This is a genomic window from Myxacorys almedinensis A (assembly GCF_010091945.1).
GTDB classification, from domain to species: domain Bacteria; phylum Cyanobacteriota; class Cyanobacteriia; order Leptolyngbyales; family Leptolyngbyaceae; genus Myxacorys; species Myxacorys almedinensis.
In genome coordinates this window covers 37,951-54,996 of record NZ_WVIE01000015.1, presented here as the reverse complement: position 1 = coordinate 54,996, position 17,046 = coordinate 37,951, and the positions used below count along the sequence as shown (strand labels likewise).

General features: G+C 49.3%; 21 protein-coding genes. 5 read left to right on the top strand and 16 right to left on the bottom strand.

What is annotated here, in order from left to right:
• Positions 1–173: 173 nt before the first annotated feature.
• The 6 genes from GS601_RS13800 to GS601_RS13775 all read right to left on the bottom strand — a co-directional run bounded on the left by GS601_RS13800 (position 174) and on the right by GS601_RS13775 (position 3,133).
• Complete coding sequence (locus GS601_RS13800; protein ID WP_162423873.1) at positions 174–854, bottom strand: Coq4 family protein; 681 nt, start codon at positions 852–854, stop codon at positions 174–176.
• Between the two features lie 92 nt (positions 855–946).
• Positions 947–1,291, bottom strand: coding sequence for an urease subunit beta (locus tag GS601_RS13795; RefSeq protein ID WP_162423872.1), 345 nt, complete (start codon positions 1,289–1,291; stop codon positions 947–949).
• Between the two features lie 23 nt (positions 1,292–1,314).
• Positions 1,315–1,617: an urease subunit gamma gene (ureA, locus tag GS601_RS13790; RefSeq protein ID WP_162423871.1), complete on the bottom strand. Its 303-nt coding sequence runs from the start codon at positions 1,615–1,617 to the stop codon at positions 1,315–1,317.
• Positions 1,618–1,619: 2 nt separating this feature from the next.
• A complete protein-coding gene (locus GS601_RS13785) occupies positions 1,620–1,934 on the bottom strand; it encodes a HepT-like ribonuclease domain-containing protein (RefSeq protein ID WP_162423870.1) in 315 nt (104 codons plus the stop codon).
• An 18-nt stretch (positions 1,935–1,952) separates the two neighbouring features.
• Positions 1,953–2,261 carry a nucleotidyltransferase family protein gene (locus GS601_RS13780; protein WP_162423869.1) on the bottom strand — a complete coding sequence of 103 codons (309 nt, stop codon included), beginning with the start codon at positions 2,259–2,261 and terminating at the stop codon, positions 1,953–1,955.
• Between the two features lie 14 nt (positions 2,262–2,275).
• A complete protein-coding gene (locus tag GS601_RS13775) occupies positions 2,276–3,133 on the bottom strand; it encodes an urease accessory protein UreD (RefSeq protein WP_162423868.1) in 858 nt (285 codons plus the stop codon).
• A 357-nt stretch (positions 3,134–3,490) separates the two neighbouring features.
• Here GS601_RS13775 and GS601_RS13770 point away from each other — a divergent pair, with 357 nt between their 5' ends.
• Positions 3,491–3,952: a TspO/MBR family protein gene (locus tag GS601_RS13770; RefSeq protein ID WP_162423867.1), complete on the top strand. Its 462-nt coding sequence runs from the start codon at positions 3,491–3,493 to the stop codon at positions 3,950–3,952.
• A gap of 59 nt (positions 3,953–4,011) precedes the next feature.
• Positions 4,012–4,452, top strand: a complete 441-nt coding sequence (locus GS601_RS13765) for a peptidylprolyl isomerase (protein WP_162423866.1) — start codon at positions 4,012–4,014, stop codon at positions 4,450–4,452.
• A 102-nt stretch (positions 4,453–4,554) separates the two neighbouring features.
• On the opposite strand, the gene GS601_RS13760 is transcribed toward GS601_RS13765, so the two are convergent.
• The 4 genes from GS601_RS13760 to GS601_RS13745 all read right to left on the bottom strand — a co-directional run bounded on the left by GS601_RS13760 (position 4,555) and on the right by GS601_RS13745 (position 7,774).
• Positions 4,555–5,304, bottom strand: a complete 750-nt coding sequence (locus GS601_RS13760) for a M15 family metallopeptidase (protein ID WP_162423865.1) — start codon at positions 5,302–5,304, stop codon at positions 4,555–4,557.
• A 69-nt stretch (positions 5,305–5,373) separates the two neighbouring features.
• A complete protein-coding gene (locus tag GS601_RS13755; protein WP_162423864.1) occupies positions 5,374–6,258 on the bottom strand; it encodes an SH3 domain-containing protein in 885 nt (294 codons plus the stop codon).
• 72 nt (positions 6,259–6,330) lie between these two features.
• Positions 6,331–6,549: a membrane protein insertion efficiency factor YidD gene (gene yidD / locus GS601_RS13750; RefSeq protein WP_238393261.1), complete on the bottom strand. Its 219-nt coding sequence runs from the start codon at positions 6,547–6,549 to the stop codon at positions 6,331–6,333.
• A gap of 31 nt (positions 6,550–6,580) precedes the next feature.
• Positions 6,581–7,774: an LbetaH domain-containing protein gene (locus GS601_RS13745; protein ID WP_238393260.1), complete on the bottom strand. Its 1,194-nt coding sequence runs from the start codon at positions 7,772–7,774 to the stop codon at positions 6,581–6,583.
• 240 nt (positions 7,775–8,014) lie between these two features.
• On the opposite strand from GS601_RS13745, the gene rpsD reads away from it, so the two are divergent.
• Complete coding sequence (gene rpsD / locus GS601_RS13740; protein WP_162423862.1) at positions 8,015–8,623, top strand: 30S ribosomal protein S4; 609 nt, start codon at positions 8,015–8,017, stop codon at positions 8,621–8,623.
• A gap of 125 nt (positions 8,624–8,748) precedes the next feature.
• On the opposite strand, the gene GS601_RS13735 is transcribed toward rpsD, so the two are convergent.
• From GS601_RS13735 to GS601_RS13720, 4 genes are all read right to left on the bottom strand, one after another.
• The gene (locus GS601_RS13735; RefSeq protein ID WP_162423861.1) at positions 8,749–9,021 is read right to left on the bottom strand and encodes a hypothetical protein; all 273 of its coding nucleotides are present in this window, start codon (positions 9,019–9,021) and stop codon (positions 8,749–8,751) included.
• An 18-nt stretch (positions 9,022–9,039) separates the two neighbouring features.
• Positions 9,040–10,713 (bottom strand): PhnE/PtxC family ABC transporter permease, encoded by a 1,674-nt coding sequence (locus GS601_RS13730; protein WP_162423860.1) that lies wholly within the window; start codon positions 10,711–10,713, stop codon positions 9,040–9,042.
• Between the two features lie 3 nt (positions 10,714–10,716).
• Positions 10,717–11,463: a phosphonate ABC transporter ATP-binding protein gene (locus tag GS601_RS13725; protein WP_162423859.1), complete on the bottom strand. Its 747-nt coding sequence runs from the start codon at positions 11,461–11,463 to the stop codon at positions 10,717–10,719.
• A 115-nt stretch (positions 11,464–11,578) separates the two neighbouring features.
• Positions 11,579–12,499: a putative selenate ABC transporter substrate-binding protein gene (locus GS601_RS13720; RefSeq protein WP_162423858.1), complete on the bottom strand. Its 921-nt coding sequence runs from the start codon at positions 12,497–12,499 to the stop codon at positions 11,579–11,581.
• A gap of 209 nt (positions 12,500–12,708) precedes the next feature.
• Between GS601_RS13720 and GS601_RS13715 the strand changes: the two genes are divergently transcribed.
• On the top strand, positions 12,709–13,980 hold the full coding sequence (locus GS601_RS13715) for a bifunctional folylpolyglutamate synthase/dihydrofolate synthase (RefSeq protein ID WP_162423857.1): 1,272 nt from the start codon (positions 12,709–12,711) through the stop codon (positions 13,978–13,980).
• Positions 13,981–14,030: 50 nt separating this feature from the next.
• On the opposite strand, the gene GS601_RS13710 is transcribed toward GS601_RS13715, so the two are convergent.
• Positions 14,031–15,320: an ABC transporter substrate-binding protein gene (locus GS601_RS13710; protein ID WP_338017039.1), complete on the bottom strand. Its 1,290-nt coding sequence runs from the start codon at positions 15,318–15,320 to the stop codon at positions 14,031–14,033.
• A gap of 283 nt (positions 15,321–15,603) precedes the next feature.
• Here GS601_RS13710 and GS601_RS13705 point away from each other — a divergent pair, with 283 nt between their 5' ends.
• Positions 15,604–16,317, top strand: coding sequence for a hypothetical protein (locus tag GS601_RS13705; RefSeq protein WP_162423855.1), 714 nt, complete (start codon positions 15,604–15,606; stop codon positions 16,315–16,317).
• Here the strand turns inward: GS601_RS13705 and GS601_RS13700 are convergent.
• Positions 16,314–16,583 (bottom strand): DUF2584 family protein, encoded by a 270-nt coding sequence (locus GS601_RS13700; RefSeq protein WP_162423854.1) that lies wholly within the window; start codon positions 16,581–16,583, stop codon positions 16,314–16,316. The genes GS601_RS13705 and GS601_RS13700 overlap by 4 nt on opposite strands.
• Positions 16,584–17,046: the final 463 nt, after the last annotated feature.

The following is a 17,046-nucleotide window of genomic DNA, read 5'->3' as shown; positions in this document are numbered from 1 at the left end:
GTAGGGCAGCCAATTGTCGATCGCGACTAATATTGCAATGATGACTACGAAGGCAATGAGCGTTTGGGATGTTTTGTTGCGGGAACTAAATCTTCTAACGTTCACGATGCTCTCTTTGGAGGCGCGATCGCATTCATAGTTCCCAATCTTTTACTGCAAATACTGAGCCGCTATTAAGGAACGTAGACTGGCATCGGTTCAATGTTCAACTCTTTGCGAATGTCTTCGACAGGTCTTTCCCAGTGGTCTTCCCACTTTTGAGCCAGTAACGGTTTTGCTTTTGCGCCCATGCGGTAGCCCGAAGCAATGCGATCGAGCAATTTATCTAGCCCATCAGGGTGGGTCAGCAAGGTTTGCAGAAAAGCTCCAGCGATCAGCACCCCAGATAGAGTACGGCGAGTTTGAGCCAGTTCAAACGCCTTAAGACCAATTTCCCCCGGAACATCAACACTAAAGCCGGTAACAACGTGCCAAATGTCGTGGGTTTGCCTCAGCCGAAATAGAAGATAGGTCGCCTCGTCAATGACATCAAGCTTGCGATAAAACCCTGGATCAAACCCTGCTGATGAGATGTAGTTGGCGAAGGCAAAGCCCAACGAATGAGGAGGGTAGGTGAGGAGTTTTGCGATCTCTGGAGAGGGCGGAGTATAGCGTTCTTGGGCAAGCTGTGCCACCTGCGGATCAGCCAGCATATGCTTGACGGATGATGCCAGGGTCTGCGGATGCGATCGCCGTAAAGCATCTTCAACGTCATAGACCGATTCTGTTTGTTCCGGATCTTTGAGCAGCGTTATGACGCTTTTGATCGTGGTGAGATATTGGGCGTTCAAGCGTCGTAGATCTTTGAAGTTCATAAGGCAACTCCGATAGGGATAGGATTGACACAGTTTCCGAGGAAACCCCGCTCTATAAGAAGAGTTTCCAAATTTACATTAAGACACTTACATTAAAGCTTAGTTTTCTTTTTCCCCTTCTTAGATTTTGCGTCTAAAGCTCCTTCGATTTTGGCATTAAACCCATAGACTTCACGAGTCCCCCTGAGGGGAACAAGCGTCACCTCGCGTGTGTCTCCTGGCTCAAAGCGAACTGCCGTGCCTGCGGGAATGTCGAGGCGCAGCCCACGGGCTTGCTCTCGGTCAAAGTCTAGCGCCGCGTTGACTTCGTAGAAGTGAAAATGAGAGCCAACTTGGATGGGGCGATCGCCGCTGTTTGCAACCGATAGGGTCAGGGTTTCGCGCCCGGCGTTCAGTTCGATTTCGCCGTCTTCAACAAACAGTTCGCCTGGGATCATAGCGTTCCTACTCCTTGGGGAAATCAGCAGATGGGATTGTGAACGGTGACTAGTTTTGTGCCGTCGGGAAAGGTGGCTTCGACTTGGACTTCGTGAATCATGTCGGCGATGCCGTCCATCACGTCATCGCGGGTTAGCAGAGTCGCTCCATAATTCATCAGTTGGGCAACGGTTTGTCCATCTCTTGCGCCTTCTAAAATGGCGGCAGACAGGAATGCGATCGCTTCTGGATAGTTTAGCTTTAGCCCTCTCGCTTTGCGTCGTTCTGCCAACAGTGCAGATGTAAAAATCAACAGTTTATCTTTCTCTTGGGGCGTCAGTTGCATGGTTACTCCTCAATATCAGCAGCAATAATAGTCTCAAGCTCAGTGATCAGTTGCGGCAAATTGTACGTTACTGTGTCCCACACAACATCTAAATCAATATCAAAATAACCATGAATGATGCAGTTTCGCATACTGATAACGGTTGACCAAGGAATTTGTGGTAATTCCCTCTGACGTTCTTTTGTAATGCGTGAAGCGGCTTCTCCAATGACTTCAAGACAACGAAACAAAGCAGCGGCTAACATTTCATTTGCATCCATCTCAGCGCGAGATTTGTTTTCCAGAAATCGAACGGCTTGGCAGGCGTAATCCAGCATATGCCGCAGACGCGCATATCATCTATGTTCATAAATGACCTGTGCAAAATCTAAGACTCGTTGACGGAAATAGCGGCTAATTTCTGCGGACGTTCGGAGATCAACTTTACGCTTAAGCATTTCTGTTAATTCCGTTTCCATTCCAATGAGTTCAAAATAACCAACCCTACTATTTGGAATGAATTCTACTAGCATATCGACATCGCTTTCTGGTTTGAAATCTTCTCTTAAAATTGAGCCAAATAGCGAGAGCTTACGAATCGGTTTGCGTTGACAAAATTCGATAATCTGTTCGATGGGAAGATCCATGGGAAGGGTAAGATCCATGGGCGTGACCTCAATTACAGTTGCCAAACTCTAGGAATGCAGACTGAACGTTTGAATAGCGTTGCTCGAACCAATTGCCAAACAGCAATAAACCACTGGCGCATCTCTATTGTAGAAGTGCCGCGATATCGACACAGCATTCCGGTTTGCAAGCGAGTCACACCCGTTTCCCCCAATGTGCCTGACCAAAGAGAACGCGCCGCTTGCACAAGTTCAGGATCTACAGCTTGACCAATATACGCAAAGCTGCCCACGATCGGACTGCCTGCCAACCCGTGGGGACTGTGAAACAATACGTCACTACCGGGGAGCCATTGTCTATCGATCCAGACCGGACGATCGTTTTGCCAGACTTCGGTGTGCGATCGCCACACTCCATTGATAAACTTCTCTCCTCTCGCGGTGCGCCCAAAGCGGGTCATGTCCCAACCGATCCAGTGGGCGTTGGGGGCAAGATCAATTCGCAGGTCTTGGCGATAGAGTGCGCCATCAAACACGATTGTTTCTTGAGGCAACCATTCTAAAACGGCGCTTGCTGCTACTGCGATCGCAACTGTTTGACGAGCCTCTCTCCCCTGTGTGCGGTAAACCTTGGCGGCGGCAGGGGTAGTCAGCAGGGCATTGCTGTTGGGTAGCAGGCGGATGTCGAGCGATAAGCGATCGCCCCCCACGATGCCACCTGCTGTATGCATGATAACCGTGTGACACGCCTCATCCCCCTCTGGGTAAAAGGGGCGTTGTACCTTTAGAGGAGCCTGTCCCAAATTTTCGATTAGCTCAGTTGCGCCATGGCGGTTAGCAAACGTTAGGAATAGAGCACCATGCCAATCGTTGGGGGCAAATGTGGGAGGGGAAGGATGAGGTTGGTTCACTGAACAGAGCGTGTCGCTAATCGTGGTTAGCTTACTGTCGATTACAGTAGCGTGTTTCGGCAATATTTTGTAGAACTTAAGAACTTCTTTAGCACCCCAAGCGCTATTGCAGACATCGAGTTTGAACAAGCGCTTCCTTGATGCAACTTGGCGCGATCGAGTTTGAACAAGCGCTTCCTTGATGCAACATCTCAAAGAAGTTTTGGTAGGTTGGTGGCACTATTATTGACGTTGGTTTGCCTGGTAATCGCTTCTCGTTCTCAGGGTTGATTCGTGCGATCGCATAACTCTGACACAATCACACCATATGCTTTCAACGTATGGAATTTTTCAATAATTATCTTTCGAGCCAAAGTTATGATCAAATCGTGGATGGTGATTGGGGCGATTACGTTTCTCGTTGCCTTAGGAAGCGGCATTGTCAGACCGCAGGATGTGAAGTGGTTTAACCGGTTGCGGCGTCCGCGCTGGCTCACCTTCGAGAAACTAATTCCGGTAATTTGGACGGTTGTTTTTATTTGTGGCGCGTGGTCTGCCTACATTGTGTGGGAAGAAACCCAGGACTGGCAATTGATGATTCTTTATCTAGTGCTAGAAGTTGCGATCGTAGCTTATTCTCCATCACTGCTATGGTCGCGCAGCCTCAAACTTGGAACCTTTGTCGGCGGGTTAGGATTTGTAATTGGGCTGTTTCTCACCGCACGGGTCTTACCGATTTCGGGATGGGCGGCATTGCTGCTCGTTCCTTTCTTGCTCTGGGCACCGATAGGCACCTACACAACCTGGGCGATTTATAAGCTCAATCCCGAATTTCCCTAACCGCTTCCCTGCTTGTACTCCCTGCTAGGATAGTGGGGTTGAAATAAGGGGACACGTCTATGACTCGCGCAATCATGGAAACGGACAAAGGCACGATTCACTTGGATCTGTTTGACCAAGACGCGCCCAACACCGTAAAAAACTTTGTGGATTTGTCAACAAAGGGATACTACGACGGTTTGGCATTCCATCGGGTGATTCCAAATTTTATGGTGCAAGGCGGTTGCCCGAATACGCGGGAAGGTGCATCGGGAATGCCAGGAACCGGCGGACCGGGATATCAGATTAAGTGCGAAATTAATCCAAATAAGCACAAGGCGGGTACCCTGTCGATGGCTCATGCCGGACGGGATACAGGCGGCAGTCAGTTTTTTATCTGCCATTCGCCTCAACCGCATTTAGACGGAATGCATACGGTGTTTGGTCAGACCAATGATATGGATGTGGTGAATGCCATCCGAGCCAATGATCGAATTTTGTCAGTAAAAATCGAAGCGTAGACCTTTCGCAAACGTCATAAAAGCGGGTGCAACGGAGGATTTACAGCTTGCATCCGCTTTTATTGATTCTGTTATTGATTCTGTGAAACCTGTTCGTTGCGGTTAGGCTGCTCTTCCATAATGAGCTATTTTGGACAGCTTATTTTCTGAAGGTTGATTAGTAGCGATCGCACCTTCTTCCTGCCCTTCTTCCTGCATAGTCAACCATGCCCAAACCTGATCACCGTAGGAAAAGTGCCACCACTCGTTCCAGTGGCGCTTGAATCCCGATTTCACCATGATACTGCACAGCAGTTGGCGATGGTGATGATAAGTTTTTTCGCTGAGATGAGCGCTGTCTGCAAAATGGTTGGGAAACGATCGCGGCGAAAGCTCATCGATGGGCGAACCCATGTTTACCACGTCACCTTCAGCATTCATCAGCGTGACATCGATCGCGGCTCCGGTGCTATGGGGTGGCGGCATTTGCGGATCGACATTTGGCATTGCCCAGAATTGATAGACCTGTTGGAAAATCTCTGCTCGCTGCGCTTCCGTGATCTGATCTAGGCTTAATCCTCGCGATCGCACCACCTCAGCAACCGTGTAATCCACCATAAATTGCTGTACAGCAACCGGGCGGTAGGCATCAAAAATCTGAATCTTCCAGCCCGGATGGGTCTGCTGCAAAGTGGTGTGAGCCAAGAGCAAGCGATCGCAAACACCCCGCCGCACATAAAACGGAGATTTCTTACCGTAAGGTGCGCCCAGTTTAGCGTAAGGATGGGGCGTCACAAACCCAAAGATATCCTTAGGAATCTCGACGAGGGGTTCATAGCATTCTGCGATCGCAACCGTTTGGTAAGGCTTCATGCCAATCGGGGATAAACATAGCAAAAACCTTATCATCCCTGTTGGCTAATCGGTTGGCTAATCGGTTGGCTAATCTCCTCCGGGAATCTCGGTGAGTTGCCATTTGCCGTTGATTTGTGCAAAAATTAGCTGATTTTCCAACGGCTGACGGGCATAACGACTGGATACATAGCCTGGTTTGCCATTGGGCAGAACAATCGGCATCCAGCTATTGATCGGGTCATATCGTTGCTGTTCACCGTAGAGCGTTTCAAACGATTTTTGATCGAGCTTGACGACCTCGTTCGAGAGTCTTGCAACGATCGCGCTATTCGTCGTCGGCTGCGCTCTCACATTGACATGTTCGCCTTCAATAATCACCTTATCAATGAGATGCCCAACGCCCTGAGTTCCGGGCGAGGGGGGATACTGCTTCTCAAATTCACCCCCTGCATTCGAGCAGACAAAGCCATCCGCAGTTTGCTCGGAGCGCACCATGGGAACAGACTCCGATCGGACATTACTAAGGGAACAGGGACCAATAATCGCTTTTTCAAGCACGCTCCAAAATGGCGCATTTGGGTTTTCTAAAGTCCACTGTTGTAAGGTTTGCGGTGCGCCATATCCAACCCCAATGCCTGCTTTAGGCACCACACTCTTCATAAACGCCACATCGCGGCGCTTGATGGCAGCACGGGCGCGATCGCGAAATGGAGCAAAGGGCGAACCGTTCACCTCGTCTCGAAACACAAGGCGCTGATGCGGAAAATCATCCAACGGAGCAGGTTTTGGCGGCGGAGGCGAGGTCGTCACGACGGGCGACGTAGCGGGCGAGGGGGTGGCGGAAGAAGAGGGTTGAGAAGATGGAGAAACGGCAACGCGAGGAGCGGAACGGTTAGACGTAGCGGCGATGCCGATGCCGATGCCGCCTGCACAAATCGCCGCGATCGCAATCATCAAAGGAGCTTTCTGCATAGCAGGGAACAAGAACGATTTCTACCCGGTTCTACAGTTCCCCCCTTACTTCTTACGGAACCCAAAACTGCTTTAGTCTCTCGGCGGCACCGGATCGTAGCCCCCCGACGCCAAGGGATGACAGCGGCAAATTCGCCTTGTCGCCAACCAACTGCCCTTGAGTGCACCATGGGTTGCGATCGCATCGATCGCATACTGGGAACAGGTGGGCTGAAAGCGGCAGGTCGGCAAAAACAGAGGTGAAATAATCACCCGGTAGCCGCGAACTAGCCCAATTAAAAGTAGCTTCATGGGTCTATTGTAACGCCCGTCTCGCTTAGATTTATGCCTGTCGTAGGGGCAAGGCATCCGCCTGAGCTTGCGTCGTAATCACCGCGCGATCGCGAATCTGAACATCGTCGCGCAGCCTTACACCAACCACGATCGCCCCCGCACCAATCGTCACGCGATCGCCAACCGTCGAACGAAACAAAATCGCATCATCGCCAATCGTGAGGTTATCGCCGACCGTGAGCGGTCCGTGAAACACAATGTTGTTATCTGTCGCCAAATTACGACCGATATGAATGCTCGTTCCCTTCAGCGCATGAAACGTCACACGCTCTTCAATCACTGCATTCTCACCAATCACAATCGGTGCCCCTTCATCTGCCCGAATCGAGGTGCGGCGTCCTACAACGCTATTGGCTCCCAAGCGCACATCCCCTACAAGCCGAGCAAATTCTTCTACCCAAACCCCCACTCCTAGCGTCGGCTTGACGGGGTTCGCATTCCACGAGGTGCGGGGTGCAATACTGACGCCCGTTACAGCATCACAGCCCTCGGTCTCACACAACTCAGAATAGTGTTCTGCAAACTCTTCGTTTACCTCCAAAACGTCTTCCTGAAAGGCGCTGTGAGCTTCACTTTTGAACGGCAGAGCATCGGCTTGAGCCTGCGTCGTGAGGGTTTGCCCAATGGCCACCAAGCGGTTTTTAGGAATCCGCACCCCTGTCACGGTTGCCCCATGCAGCACAAAGGCTCCGTCTTCGAGAATGCTGTTGGTGATGCGCGATCGAAACCCAACAAATGCAAATTTCCCAATCCGAGAATTGACAATCACCGCTTGGTGAGCAATGCTAGTTCGCTCTTGAGTGCTGCTAGAGCGGCTGCCGCAGAACGATGACGGGGACGGCAATGAGCGCGATCCCAAAACCAAAATGTTGTCTTGTAGATTCGTTTCGTTGCCAATACACACTCGCGTTCCGGGGTCAGCCCGAATAATGGTGTTACTCGCGACAAAGCTCTTCTGCCCGATCGCCACATCTCCAAACACTTCTACAAGGGGGCTGACAAAGCTAGAATTGACCACCACTTGCGCCGGTTCCCCGATATAGACCAGTCCGGCGGGGGGGCGAGGGGCTTCGCGAAACTCTGAAGCAAACCCATACTCTGAAGCAAACCCATAGACAGTAACACTGAGCGCAACCAGCATTGAGACGAAACCTGCGATTAACCTGAGCGGCTGCTTCTCCATTGGGTCGTTTTGGGGATGTATCTACCTGAACGATTATGTTTCTTACCTAGCAGGTATTCCAACTCTTAGTAGGTATTCCAACTCTAAGGTGAAGCGAAACCTAAGTCAGACTCTTGTTTGTTTGTCAGAACTCAAGGTACCAGAATTCAACAAACAAAAAATAGACTTCCCCGATGTCAACTCAAAGCCTTATACTAGTAAAGTTGTCAAAATCTTCTTTCGAGTACACGAGGAAATTTCATGTCGCGATATCGAGGTCCGCGTTTACGAATTGCGCGTCGCTTAGGAGACTTACCGGGTCTGACTCGCAAAACCCCCAGACGGGCATATCCCCCCGGACAACACGGGCAAAACCGCAAAAAACGGTCTGAATATGCAGTCCGGTTGGATGAAAAGCAGAAGCTTCGCTTTAATTATGGTGTGACCGAGCGCCAACTGCTGCGCTATGTGCGGAAAGCACGTCGGGCGGCGGGTTCTACTGGGCAGGTCTTGTTGCAACTGCTAGAGATGCGGTTAGACAACACCGTCTTTCGGATGGGCATGGCAGCGACGATTCCGGGCGCGCGGCAGTTGGTAAACCATGGACACGTTACCGTCAATGGTCGTGTGGTGGATATTGCTAGCTATCAGTGCCGTGCGGGGGATGTGATTGGTGTGCGCGATCGCGATCGCTCTAGAAAGCTTGTCGAGGCAAATCTTCAGTACCCCGGCTTAGCAAATCTGCCAAGCCACCTGGAGTTTGATAAGAGCAAGCTCACCGGAAAGGTGAACAACATTATTGATCGAGAGTGGGTTGCCCTCCAGATCAACGAACTGCTGGTGGTGGAATATTACTCCCGTCAGGCGTAGGTTCTACCCATTCGATCCGCGGCACTCGAATCATTTCTTCAAGCCTTTTCGCCCGTCAGCGGAGAGGCTTTTTTAGATAGCCGCCGGGGTGCTGAGGTGGAATCTTCCCTTCGTTGCCGGGGTGGCTAGCCCAACGTTTCTACGATTAAATACTCTAACGACAGAACCTCATCGACGTGGAGCCGCTTTTCGATGCAGGTGGCATACCAGCGCCGGAGCGACCATTTTGCAGATTCGGTATCGGCTCTTGTCTGGGCAGCGAGCCGCGCTAATTCTATCGATGCATAAATCTTGCGATCGCTCACTGCAAGCCGATTTCCAGGCAGCCAGCATTGAAACGAAAATCCGTCGGATTCTGTCGCAACTTCAATTTGCCAGCCGTGGTAAAGCTCATTCATTAGCTTGAAACATGGAACTCATGAGGATGCTCTTAGCGATCGCCGCACGGTGGCGCTGATCCAATCCACCAGAAACGTTAACACCAAAAACGCACTCAGCGTCACGCCCAAAGATGGATAGTCAAAACTACTTAGCTGTTCGGTGAGCGCGCGCCCCAACCCACCTGCACCCACTAACCCAACAATTACAGTTTCGCGCATACAGACTTCCCACCGATATAACGTGTAGGCGAGAAAGCGAGGCATGGTGAGCGGTAAGACGCCATACAGAAAAACGAGAGAATCTGGCGCTCCTCCAGCCTTGAGCGCCTCAAGCGGGGGTTGCTCTAGATTTTCGATCACTTCTGCAAACAGCCTGCCTAAAATTCCAAGGTTGTGCAACCCCAGCCCAACCGCGCCGGGCAAAATTCCAGGAAACAAAACGTAGAGGGCGACCAGCGCCCAAATAGGGGCGGGAATGGCACGGCAGAGCAGCAGTACTATTCTAGCAGTCGCCAGCATGACGTGAGGAAGAAGACGGTCGCCGCGATAGCGATTGAGCACTCTGCTGAGAAGAAAGAAATTTTGGGTTGCCGGAAACGCTAGCAACAGTCCACCGATGGCTGCGATCGCGATCGCCAGCACAGACATGGCAACCGTCTCAAGAGAGAGCGGCATGAGGTGAGGGAGAGCGCTAAAGTCGAGGGGTAGCGAAGCTTGGACGATCTGATTAAAAAGTTGCTGCGATCGCGGCGACCAAACTTTACTAAAATCGGGCTGAATGTACCAAAAACTCAGGGCTACCCCTGCGATCGCGATGGGAAACAAACCGAAAATGCGATGGCTGTTTTGCCGATTGCGGCTCGGTGGGTGGTGGGCATTGAGATCAATGCGACTGGCGCATCCTAGCTGGGTTCTAAGGGCTGCACTTGCAAAGTCAACGCAGCCATTTAGAAAAAACAGCGCATAAAAAAATGTCCATAACTGCTCATAGCGAAGCGATTGCAAACTTAGAAGAATTTCATATCCCAATCCACCCGCACCGATGATACCAAGCACAGCAGCAGCACGAATAGAGCACTCAAATCGATAAAACGAGTAAGATAGCAAATTTAGAAACGCTTGTGGCAACAGCGTGTAGAGAAACGCAGCTAGCGGAGCAACACCACTATTGATCAGTGCTAACAAGGGCTGTCTTGGCGTTTCGTCTAGAATTTCTGAAAACACTTTTGCGGTAATTGCTCCAAATGGAATTGCGATCGCAACCACTGCCACGAGCGGATCGAGTCCCCAAATATTGAGAAAAAACAAACCCCAAATCAATTCATGAATCGCACGAGGAAAGGCTAGCAAAGCGCGAATAATTTGAAAGCCAGCGTACCTAAAGTGGTTGGCTTGGAGGACTTCTAGCCACCAAACTTCTGAACAGAATACCCCTGCTACAGCACCAATTACAACGCTGAAAAACGTTCCGCAGACTGCATAAGCCAACGTGACTAATGACGCTCGCAGTGTAATATCTAGCAAATTTCTGCTTACATCAGGATGAACACTAGCGACAACGAATCGCCACAATAACGGAAATCCATTCAGATTGAAAACGGCTTGGCGAAAAAGCCCAGCTTGCCAGAGCGACAGCGCGATCGCAGCTAAACCTACCAAACCCCACAAAAGCGATGGAGCGATGAAAAATCGGGATGCAGGTTTGGTCATGGCTTAGAGACGATATAGATCAGCGATCATTTCGTTAGATACCGACCCAGTTGGAGCATCGAACAGGAGCCGACCGTGGCGCAGAGCAATGATGCGATCGCAGTAGCGCAAAGCAAACTCAATATTGTGCAAACTCACAACCAGCGAACGGTTCGATGGTTCACAGATCTGGCATAGAAGCTCCATGACATCGCGGCTGAGTTGGGGATCGAGGCTCGAAATGGGTTCATCGGCGAGAATCACCAGAGGATCTTGGACAAGAACTCGCGCGATCGCGACGCGCTGCTGTTGCCCTCCAGAAAGCCGATCAGTACGCTCGTAGAGCTTTTCTAAAATGCCAACTTGAGTTAAGGCATTCGTTGCTGTGGGCAGATCAAGCGGCACAACTAGAGAGATCAATGCTTTCCAAAAAGACCACCGCCCTAGATGCCCAGCATTGACGTTATGAATCACTCGCAGATTATCAACTAAATGTAATTGCTGATAAATTGTTCCGATTTGGCGTTGAATTTGGCGAAGACGTTGCGGTTTAAGTTGGCTTAATTCCTGCCCAAACGCTCGGATTTCTCCTTGTGTGGGTTGCAGCGTTCCATTCATCAATCGAATCAGCGTACTCTTTCCGGCTCCGCTCGACCCCACAAGTGCCACCCGTTGCCCCATCCCAATGTGCAGCGAAACGTCGGCTAAAGCAACAAACTGCCCAAACCGAAACGTAACACGATCGAGGGAAATCACAGGAGCCGATGACATCGGTAGACGGCGTTAAGGAACTCAATTCATTATGCAACTTTAACTATAGAATCTCAGGCAGCCTTCAATCCCAACTGCCCCAGCGAGGATCTCAGATTGGCGAGTGCGATCGCGCCTACTTAATTTTGCCAATCTCTCGCCCAACCTGCTCAATCTGAGCATAATTCTCATTCTTCGTCGCTATAAATTTCTCCGCGCCAAACAACTCCAAAATCTCCTTTTGCTCCGGCACAGTGGGGTCAAGCTTCATCAACGCCGCCTGCACTTTTTGGGGAAAATCTTCTCCAAAGCGCTGCTTTACACTTGGATTGATCACCCAATGATAGTCGTAATATTCTGGCGATCGCCAAATCACTTCTACCCGGCTCTGATCGATCTTGCCTTCCATCAAGCGTTTCTGCCAAACTTGCTCGTTCAGCGCACCAGCGTCATAGGTTCCGGCAGTCACAAGCTCGATTGTGGCATCGTGGTTTTTAGAAAATCCTGCTTGTCCTTTGAAATCGGTTAAGGTAACCCCTGCCTGCTGTAGAAAATATTGCGGCATCAACCGACCAGAGGTTGACGACTCACTCCCAAATGTGAAGGTGCGCCCTTTAAGGTTGGTCAATTCTTGAGCATCCCTCATCGGCTTAAGAGCGCTATTTTTGTTCGCGATCAAGACACTATGAAACCGAGCATCAATATCTCGCTGAGATAAAGCCTCCGCGCCAGGCACTTGCAGCCGGGCTTGCACCCCCGTTAAACCGCCAAACCACACCATATCTAAATCTCCCACCTTAAATGCAGTCACGGCAGCGGTATAATCGGTGACGGGCTGATAGCTCACTGCTACTCCCAATTCTTGTTCTAAATAGCTAGAGAGCTTGCCGTAGAGTCGCTGGAGTTTTTCAGGGTCTTGGTCGGGAATCGCGCCTGTCACAAAGGTTTTGGCTTGTGCAGCAGAATTAGCAGATGAGCTAGGAGAAGAATGATTAGAACATGCCGCCAATGGTAAAAGCGATAGTAAGAGAAATCCAGAAACCAACAGTTTTTTCATCGATTGCGATATACCTATTTCTAAACTTGGAAGATACCATATTGAGTTAGCAATCTGTAGATTTGATCGTTTAATTTAAGCTAAGTACCATCCGTTGATTCAACTCATAAACAATCGCTTTAGAATAAGTAGATAGACTCAATTAAACATTAAGATACCTTGTATTGCTCTCACCTCAACCCTCTCCCCATCGAATAGCATCCTACAGCATGTTAAAGGTTGAACAATTTCTACAACAGTTTGAATTATTCGGGGTCAATCTGGGGCTTGAAGCCAGCCTGACGCTTCTTGCGGCATTAGACCATCCGGAGCATCATGTGCCGATTATTCATGTTGCAGGCAGCAATGGTAAAGGCTCTGTGTGCGCTTATTTATCTTCCGTTTTAGCAGAGGCAGGCTATAAGGTAGGGCGTTATACCTCGCCTCATTTAATTCACTGGTGCGAACGAATTTGTATCAATGGGCAGCCAATTTCACCAGATGATCTGTATCGCGTTTTGCTAAAGGTGCAAGCGGCAATTGATCCCAAACAGCCGTCTCCGACTCAGTTTGAAGTTATTACGGCAGCAATGTGGCTTTACTTTGCAGAGCAAGCGGTGGACATGGCGATCGTAGAAGTAGGTCTCGGTGGGCGGCTTGATGCCACGAATGTGGTGGATCGCCCGATCGCTAGTATCATCACCTCGATTAGCCGCGAACACTGGCAGCGATTAGGAGATACGATCGCGCAAATCGCTGCTGAAAAAGCGGGAATCCTCAAGCCAAACTGTCCGGCAGTGGTGGCACTCTCAACCCTTCCTTCAGACGCCCAAACCGTGATTGGTCAACGCATTAAAGCCTTATCTTGCCTGTTGATTACCCCACGTTCGAGCCAGCCGTTGGCAACCGGGCAGGTTGAATACGATGGAATTCAGTATTATCCTCCATTACCTGCCGCAGTGCAGAGACAGAATGTAGGACTTGCGATCGCAACTCTTTTTCACCTCAAAGCCACCGGTTGGAACATTTCAGATCACAACATCATCAACGGCATTGAGAAAACAAAATGGGCAGGGCGGTTACAGTGGTGTGACTGGAAAAAACATAAGATCTTGATTGATGGCGCACATAACGTTGAGAGCGCTAAAGCGTTACGAGATTACATCGACACCTTAAATAAACCCTCTATCCATTGGGTAATGGGAATGCTATCTACTAAAGATCATAGCGATATCTTCAAAGCGCTCTTGCAGCCTGGAGATTCGCTCTACTTAGTTCCAGTTCCGGGGCATAGTTCTGCTGAGCCAAAGCAGTTGGTAACGTTGGCAACCCAAACTTGCCCAGGATTAGTTGACTGTCAAAATTATCAAGATGTTTTTGCCGGATTGGATGCCACTAGGTGCGAAGAAAACAACGATAAAAAACTCGTGGTGTTGTGCGGATCGCTCTATCTCATCGGAGACTTTTTAGCAAAAACGCAAACACCACAAGGTTCCGAATAAGCTTATAAAATGACCGTCATGTTTTCGGAAGAACGGCGGTCTGGCTAAACCTACGATCGCGCATTCCAAGTTTGGGCAGCATCTGCGATCGCTTGATCCACCGATTTTTGACCGAGCATCGCAGCCTGCAAGTTCTCATAAATCGTCTTTTGCAGCAGCTTGCCATCCTTCATCACCGGAATCAACACTTCAGCATCCTTAAGCTGACCCGCACTCACAATTCTGGCTTTGTCGATCGCAGTGGCGTTGGCAGGCATGGTCGTAAAATAGCGGTCAGACGCAGCGCTAACGGTGGAGGGCAACACGTTCGCCGCTTTTGCAAAGGCAAGCTGATTTGCGTTGTTCGCCACAAATAGCGCAAACTTCAGTGCCGCATCGGGTTGGTCGGTGTCTTTGGGAATCACCAAATCCATCACTGCCACATTCTTTTTGTTGGTTTCGCCCGTGATTTGAGCCGCAGAATCAGAAACCTGCGCGATCGTAGGTGCATTTTTGGCAATGGTTTTTAGAAACTCTGCACCCGATGCCAAAACCGCCGTTCCGCCTTGCTGGTAAAGATCAATCCCATGGCGATGTCCTTCGGTGAGCACTTCTTTCGGCATCAAGCCATTTTTATAGAGATCAACCCAATACTGAAATGCCGCTTTCCCTTGAGGAGAATTAAACGCCGCTTTGCCTTGGGCATCCACAAGCTGAACCCCCATCTGCACAAACGACTCCATAATTTCCCCCGAATCTCCCGGAACTGCCGTTGCAAAAAACGCATATTTGCCGGTTTTATCTTTAATTTGTTTTGCCGCTTGCGCCAACTCTGCGTAAGTTGCTGGCGGAGTATTTACCCCAGCTTGCTTAAAAATATCGGTGTTGTAAATCGCAACTCGCGTTGTTAAATACCACGGAATACCAAATGTTTGATTGTTGAGAATGCTGGCTTGCCAAATGTTAGGAAAATACTGCTGTCTGACCTCGGCAGGTACTTTGTCATCTAAGGTCATCCAAGCGTTTCGTTCGGCTAATTGAGAGGCAAAACCAGGATTTAGATTGACGACATCCGGCGCAGTTTTTGCCGCCACCGCCGTTAAGATTTTGCGCTCCATTTCTGCCCACGGCACATCTACCCACCGGATTTTGGTGCCAGGATTTTCTTTCTCAAAGGTTGCGATTAGAGGTTTGAAATAGTCATCAAACTGAGGAGACAGTTGCATCGTCCAAAATTCGACTTCTCCCGTGCCAGAGCCTTGTGCCCCACCCGAAGAAACCCTTCCAGGGCTACAACTCACTAGCCAACTCAGGGCAATTCCTAACAGTGCGAAGACTCCAAACGTTTTCCAAGTTTTCATTTTATGCAACAGAAACTACGGGCGTAGACTAGTTTAATGTACCGGAGGATTGGGTGTGGAAAATGGGTGACAGACTAGTTGCGATTCTTAACGATGGCACGGGATCTTAGATGGTTTCTCCACCGTCTCGGTTCCCTGTTTCAATCGGGTGTTTGTTTCTCAGGACATACTTCGTTTGACACCCTATGTTGCCGTTCAAGTGGTCTAATTTCTTTCACTGAGTAGAGGCAACTCTTGCTCAAATGTTTAATGCTAAGAACAAGCTTTTCTTCTGGAGAAAATCATGATGAATGGAGCCGCGATCGCAGGGGGCATTGTGAACAGAGGGTTGGCAATTAGCGGCATCATCGCGCTTTACAGTTCTCCTGCGATCGCACAAATCGCGCAATTTTATTCACCGATTTACTCACCGAGCCACCATCCAAGCAGATCGAGCCTTTCGATTCCGAGTTCTTATCCAAAGTCGCAGTTGGGTCAAGAGTCGCAGTTGGGCAAGCCAAATTTTGATTTCGAGAATGGCGCGTCTGCTGTGCCTCCCGTCATTTTTGATCAGGTCGCTCCGACGGTAGAAGAACTAAGTGACCCCAGTTTTAGCCCAGATTTTGCTCCACTTGGCTCCCAAATTCTCCTGATCATTCCATCCGACCTTGGCACAAAACGCACTGTCATTTCACCGGGGGTTGTCGTTCGTGATTCAGCGCCACGATCGCAATCTAACTTCCCTATCCCCAGGGTAAACAGCACTCAGCAATTTTCGAGAATTACGATCGTGGGTTCATCGCGATCGACAGGCATTTTAGATCAGCAATTGCTGCAAGCAACCTGTAGCCAAAATTGGCAGCAGGCAATTCTGGTCGTTGATCAAGCGCTGCAATCTGCGCCACCGGCTGCATCCCCCTACCGCACGACGCTACAAGCTTACCGCGATCGCTTGCAATCGTTAGCATCACGGCAAACCTTTGTTCCCGATTGGCAGCAGCGGTGCAGCGGCAGTTAAACCTCTTTCATTGCAAACGGTTGTGTATAAATTCGGACAATTCTGAAGGTAAGCTGAGTTTGCTTTTGTTGCCACGCGAGGTGATCAATCACCACATCAGCATGGGTAAGCCAGTTTTCGTCTACTAACGGAATTGGCAGATCGATCGCAAAAATTCGATATCCTGGCTTTGTGGCTTGATGTTCGCTGTGCAGCACCAGTTTTGTCGGGTACCCGGTGCCAGCACTCAACTTTAAAATACAATTAACTTCACAGGGCATTCCCATGCTATTAGCCTCACACGAGCAACAAGAAAGCTGACAATAATGTTTAAAACAATGTTTTGAAACCCGATTCGATCCTTCCAAGCATTCTCTGACACTCCTAATCTTAGCTTTGACCAAATACAAATTATTTATACTCAGTATTTCTTAATTCATCGAGTAGAAATACGTTTTTAGAACTTAGATAATAAATACAGATGTCAATTCTCTTACTTCTGGTTTTAAGTTTTAGTTTTGATCCAAGAAAATGAGGGTTTCTAAATAATTTGGTCTTTTGTTTGTAAATACAGGTTGCGAAATAATTTGTAATCTAGTAAGTTTATTTTTAGATTAAGAAGCGATCGCATCTATCTGCCTACACGGTGATTATTGAGGTTAAGTTCTAATGGCTCAATACCTAAAAAATGGCTTTTTAGACATGGCTTGAGTTAGACCTAGCCTGAAAGTAAAAACGTAGAAACTCTCA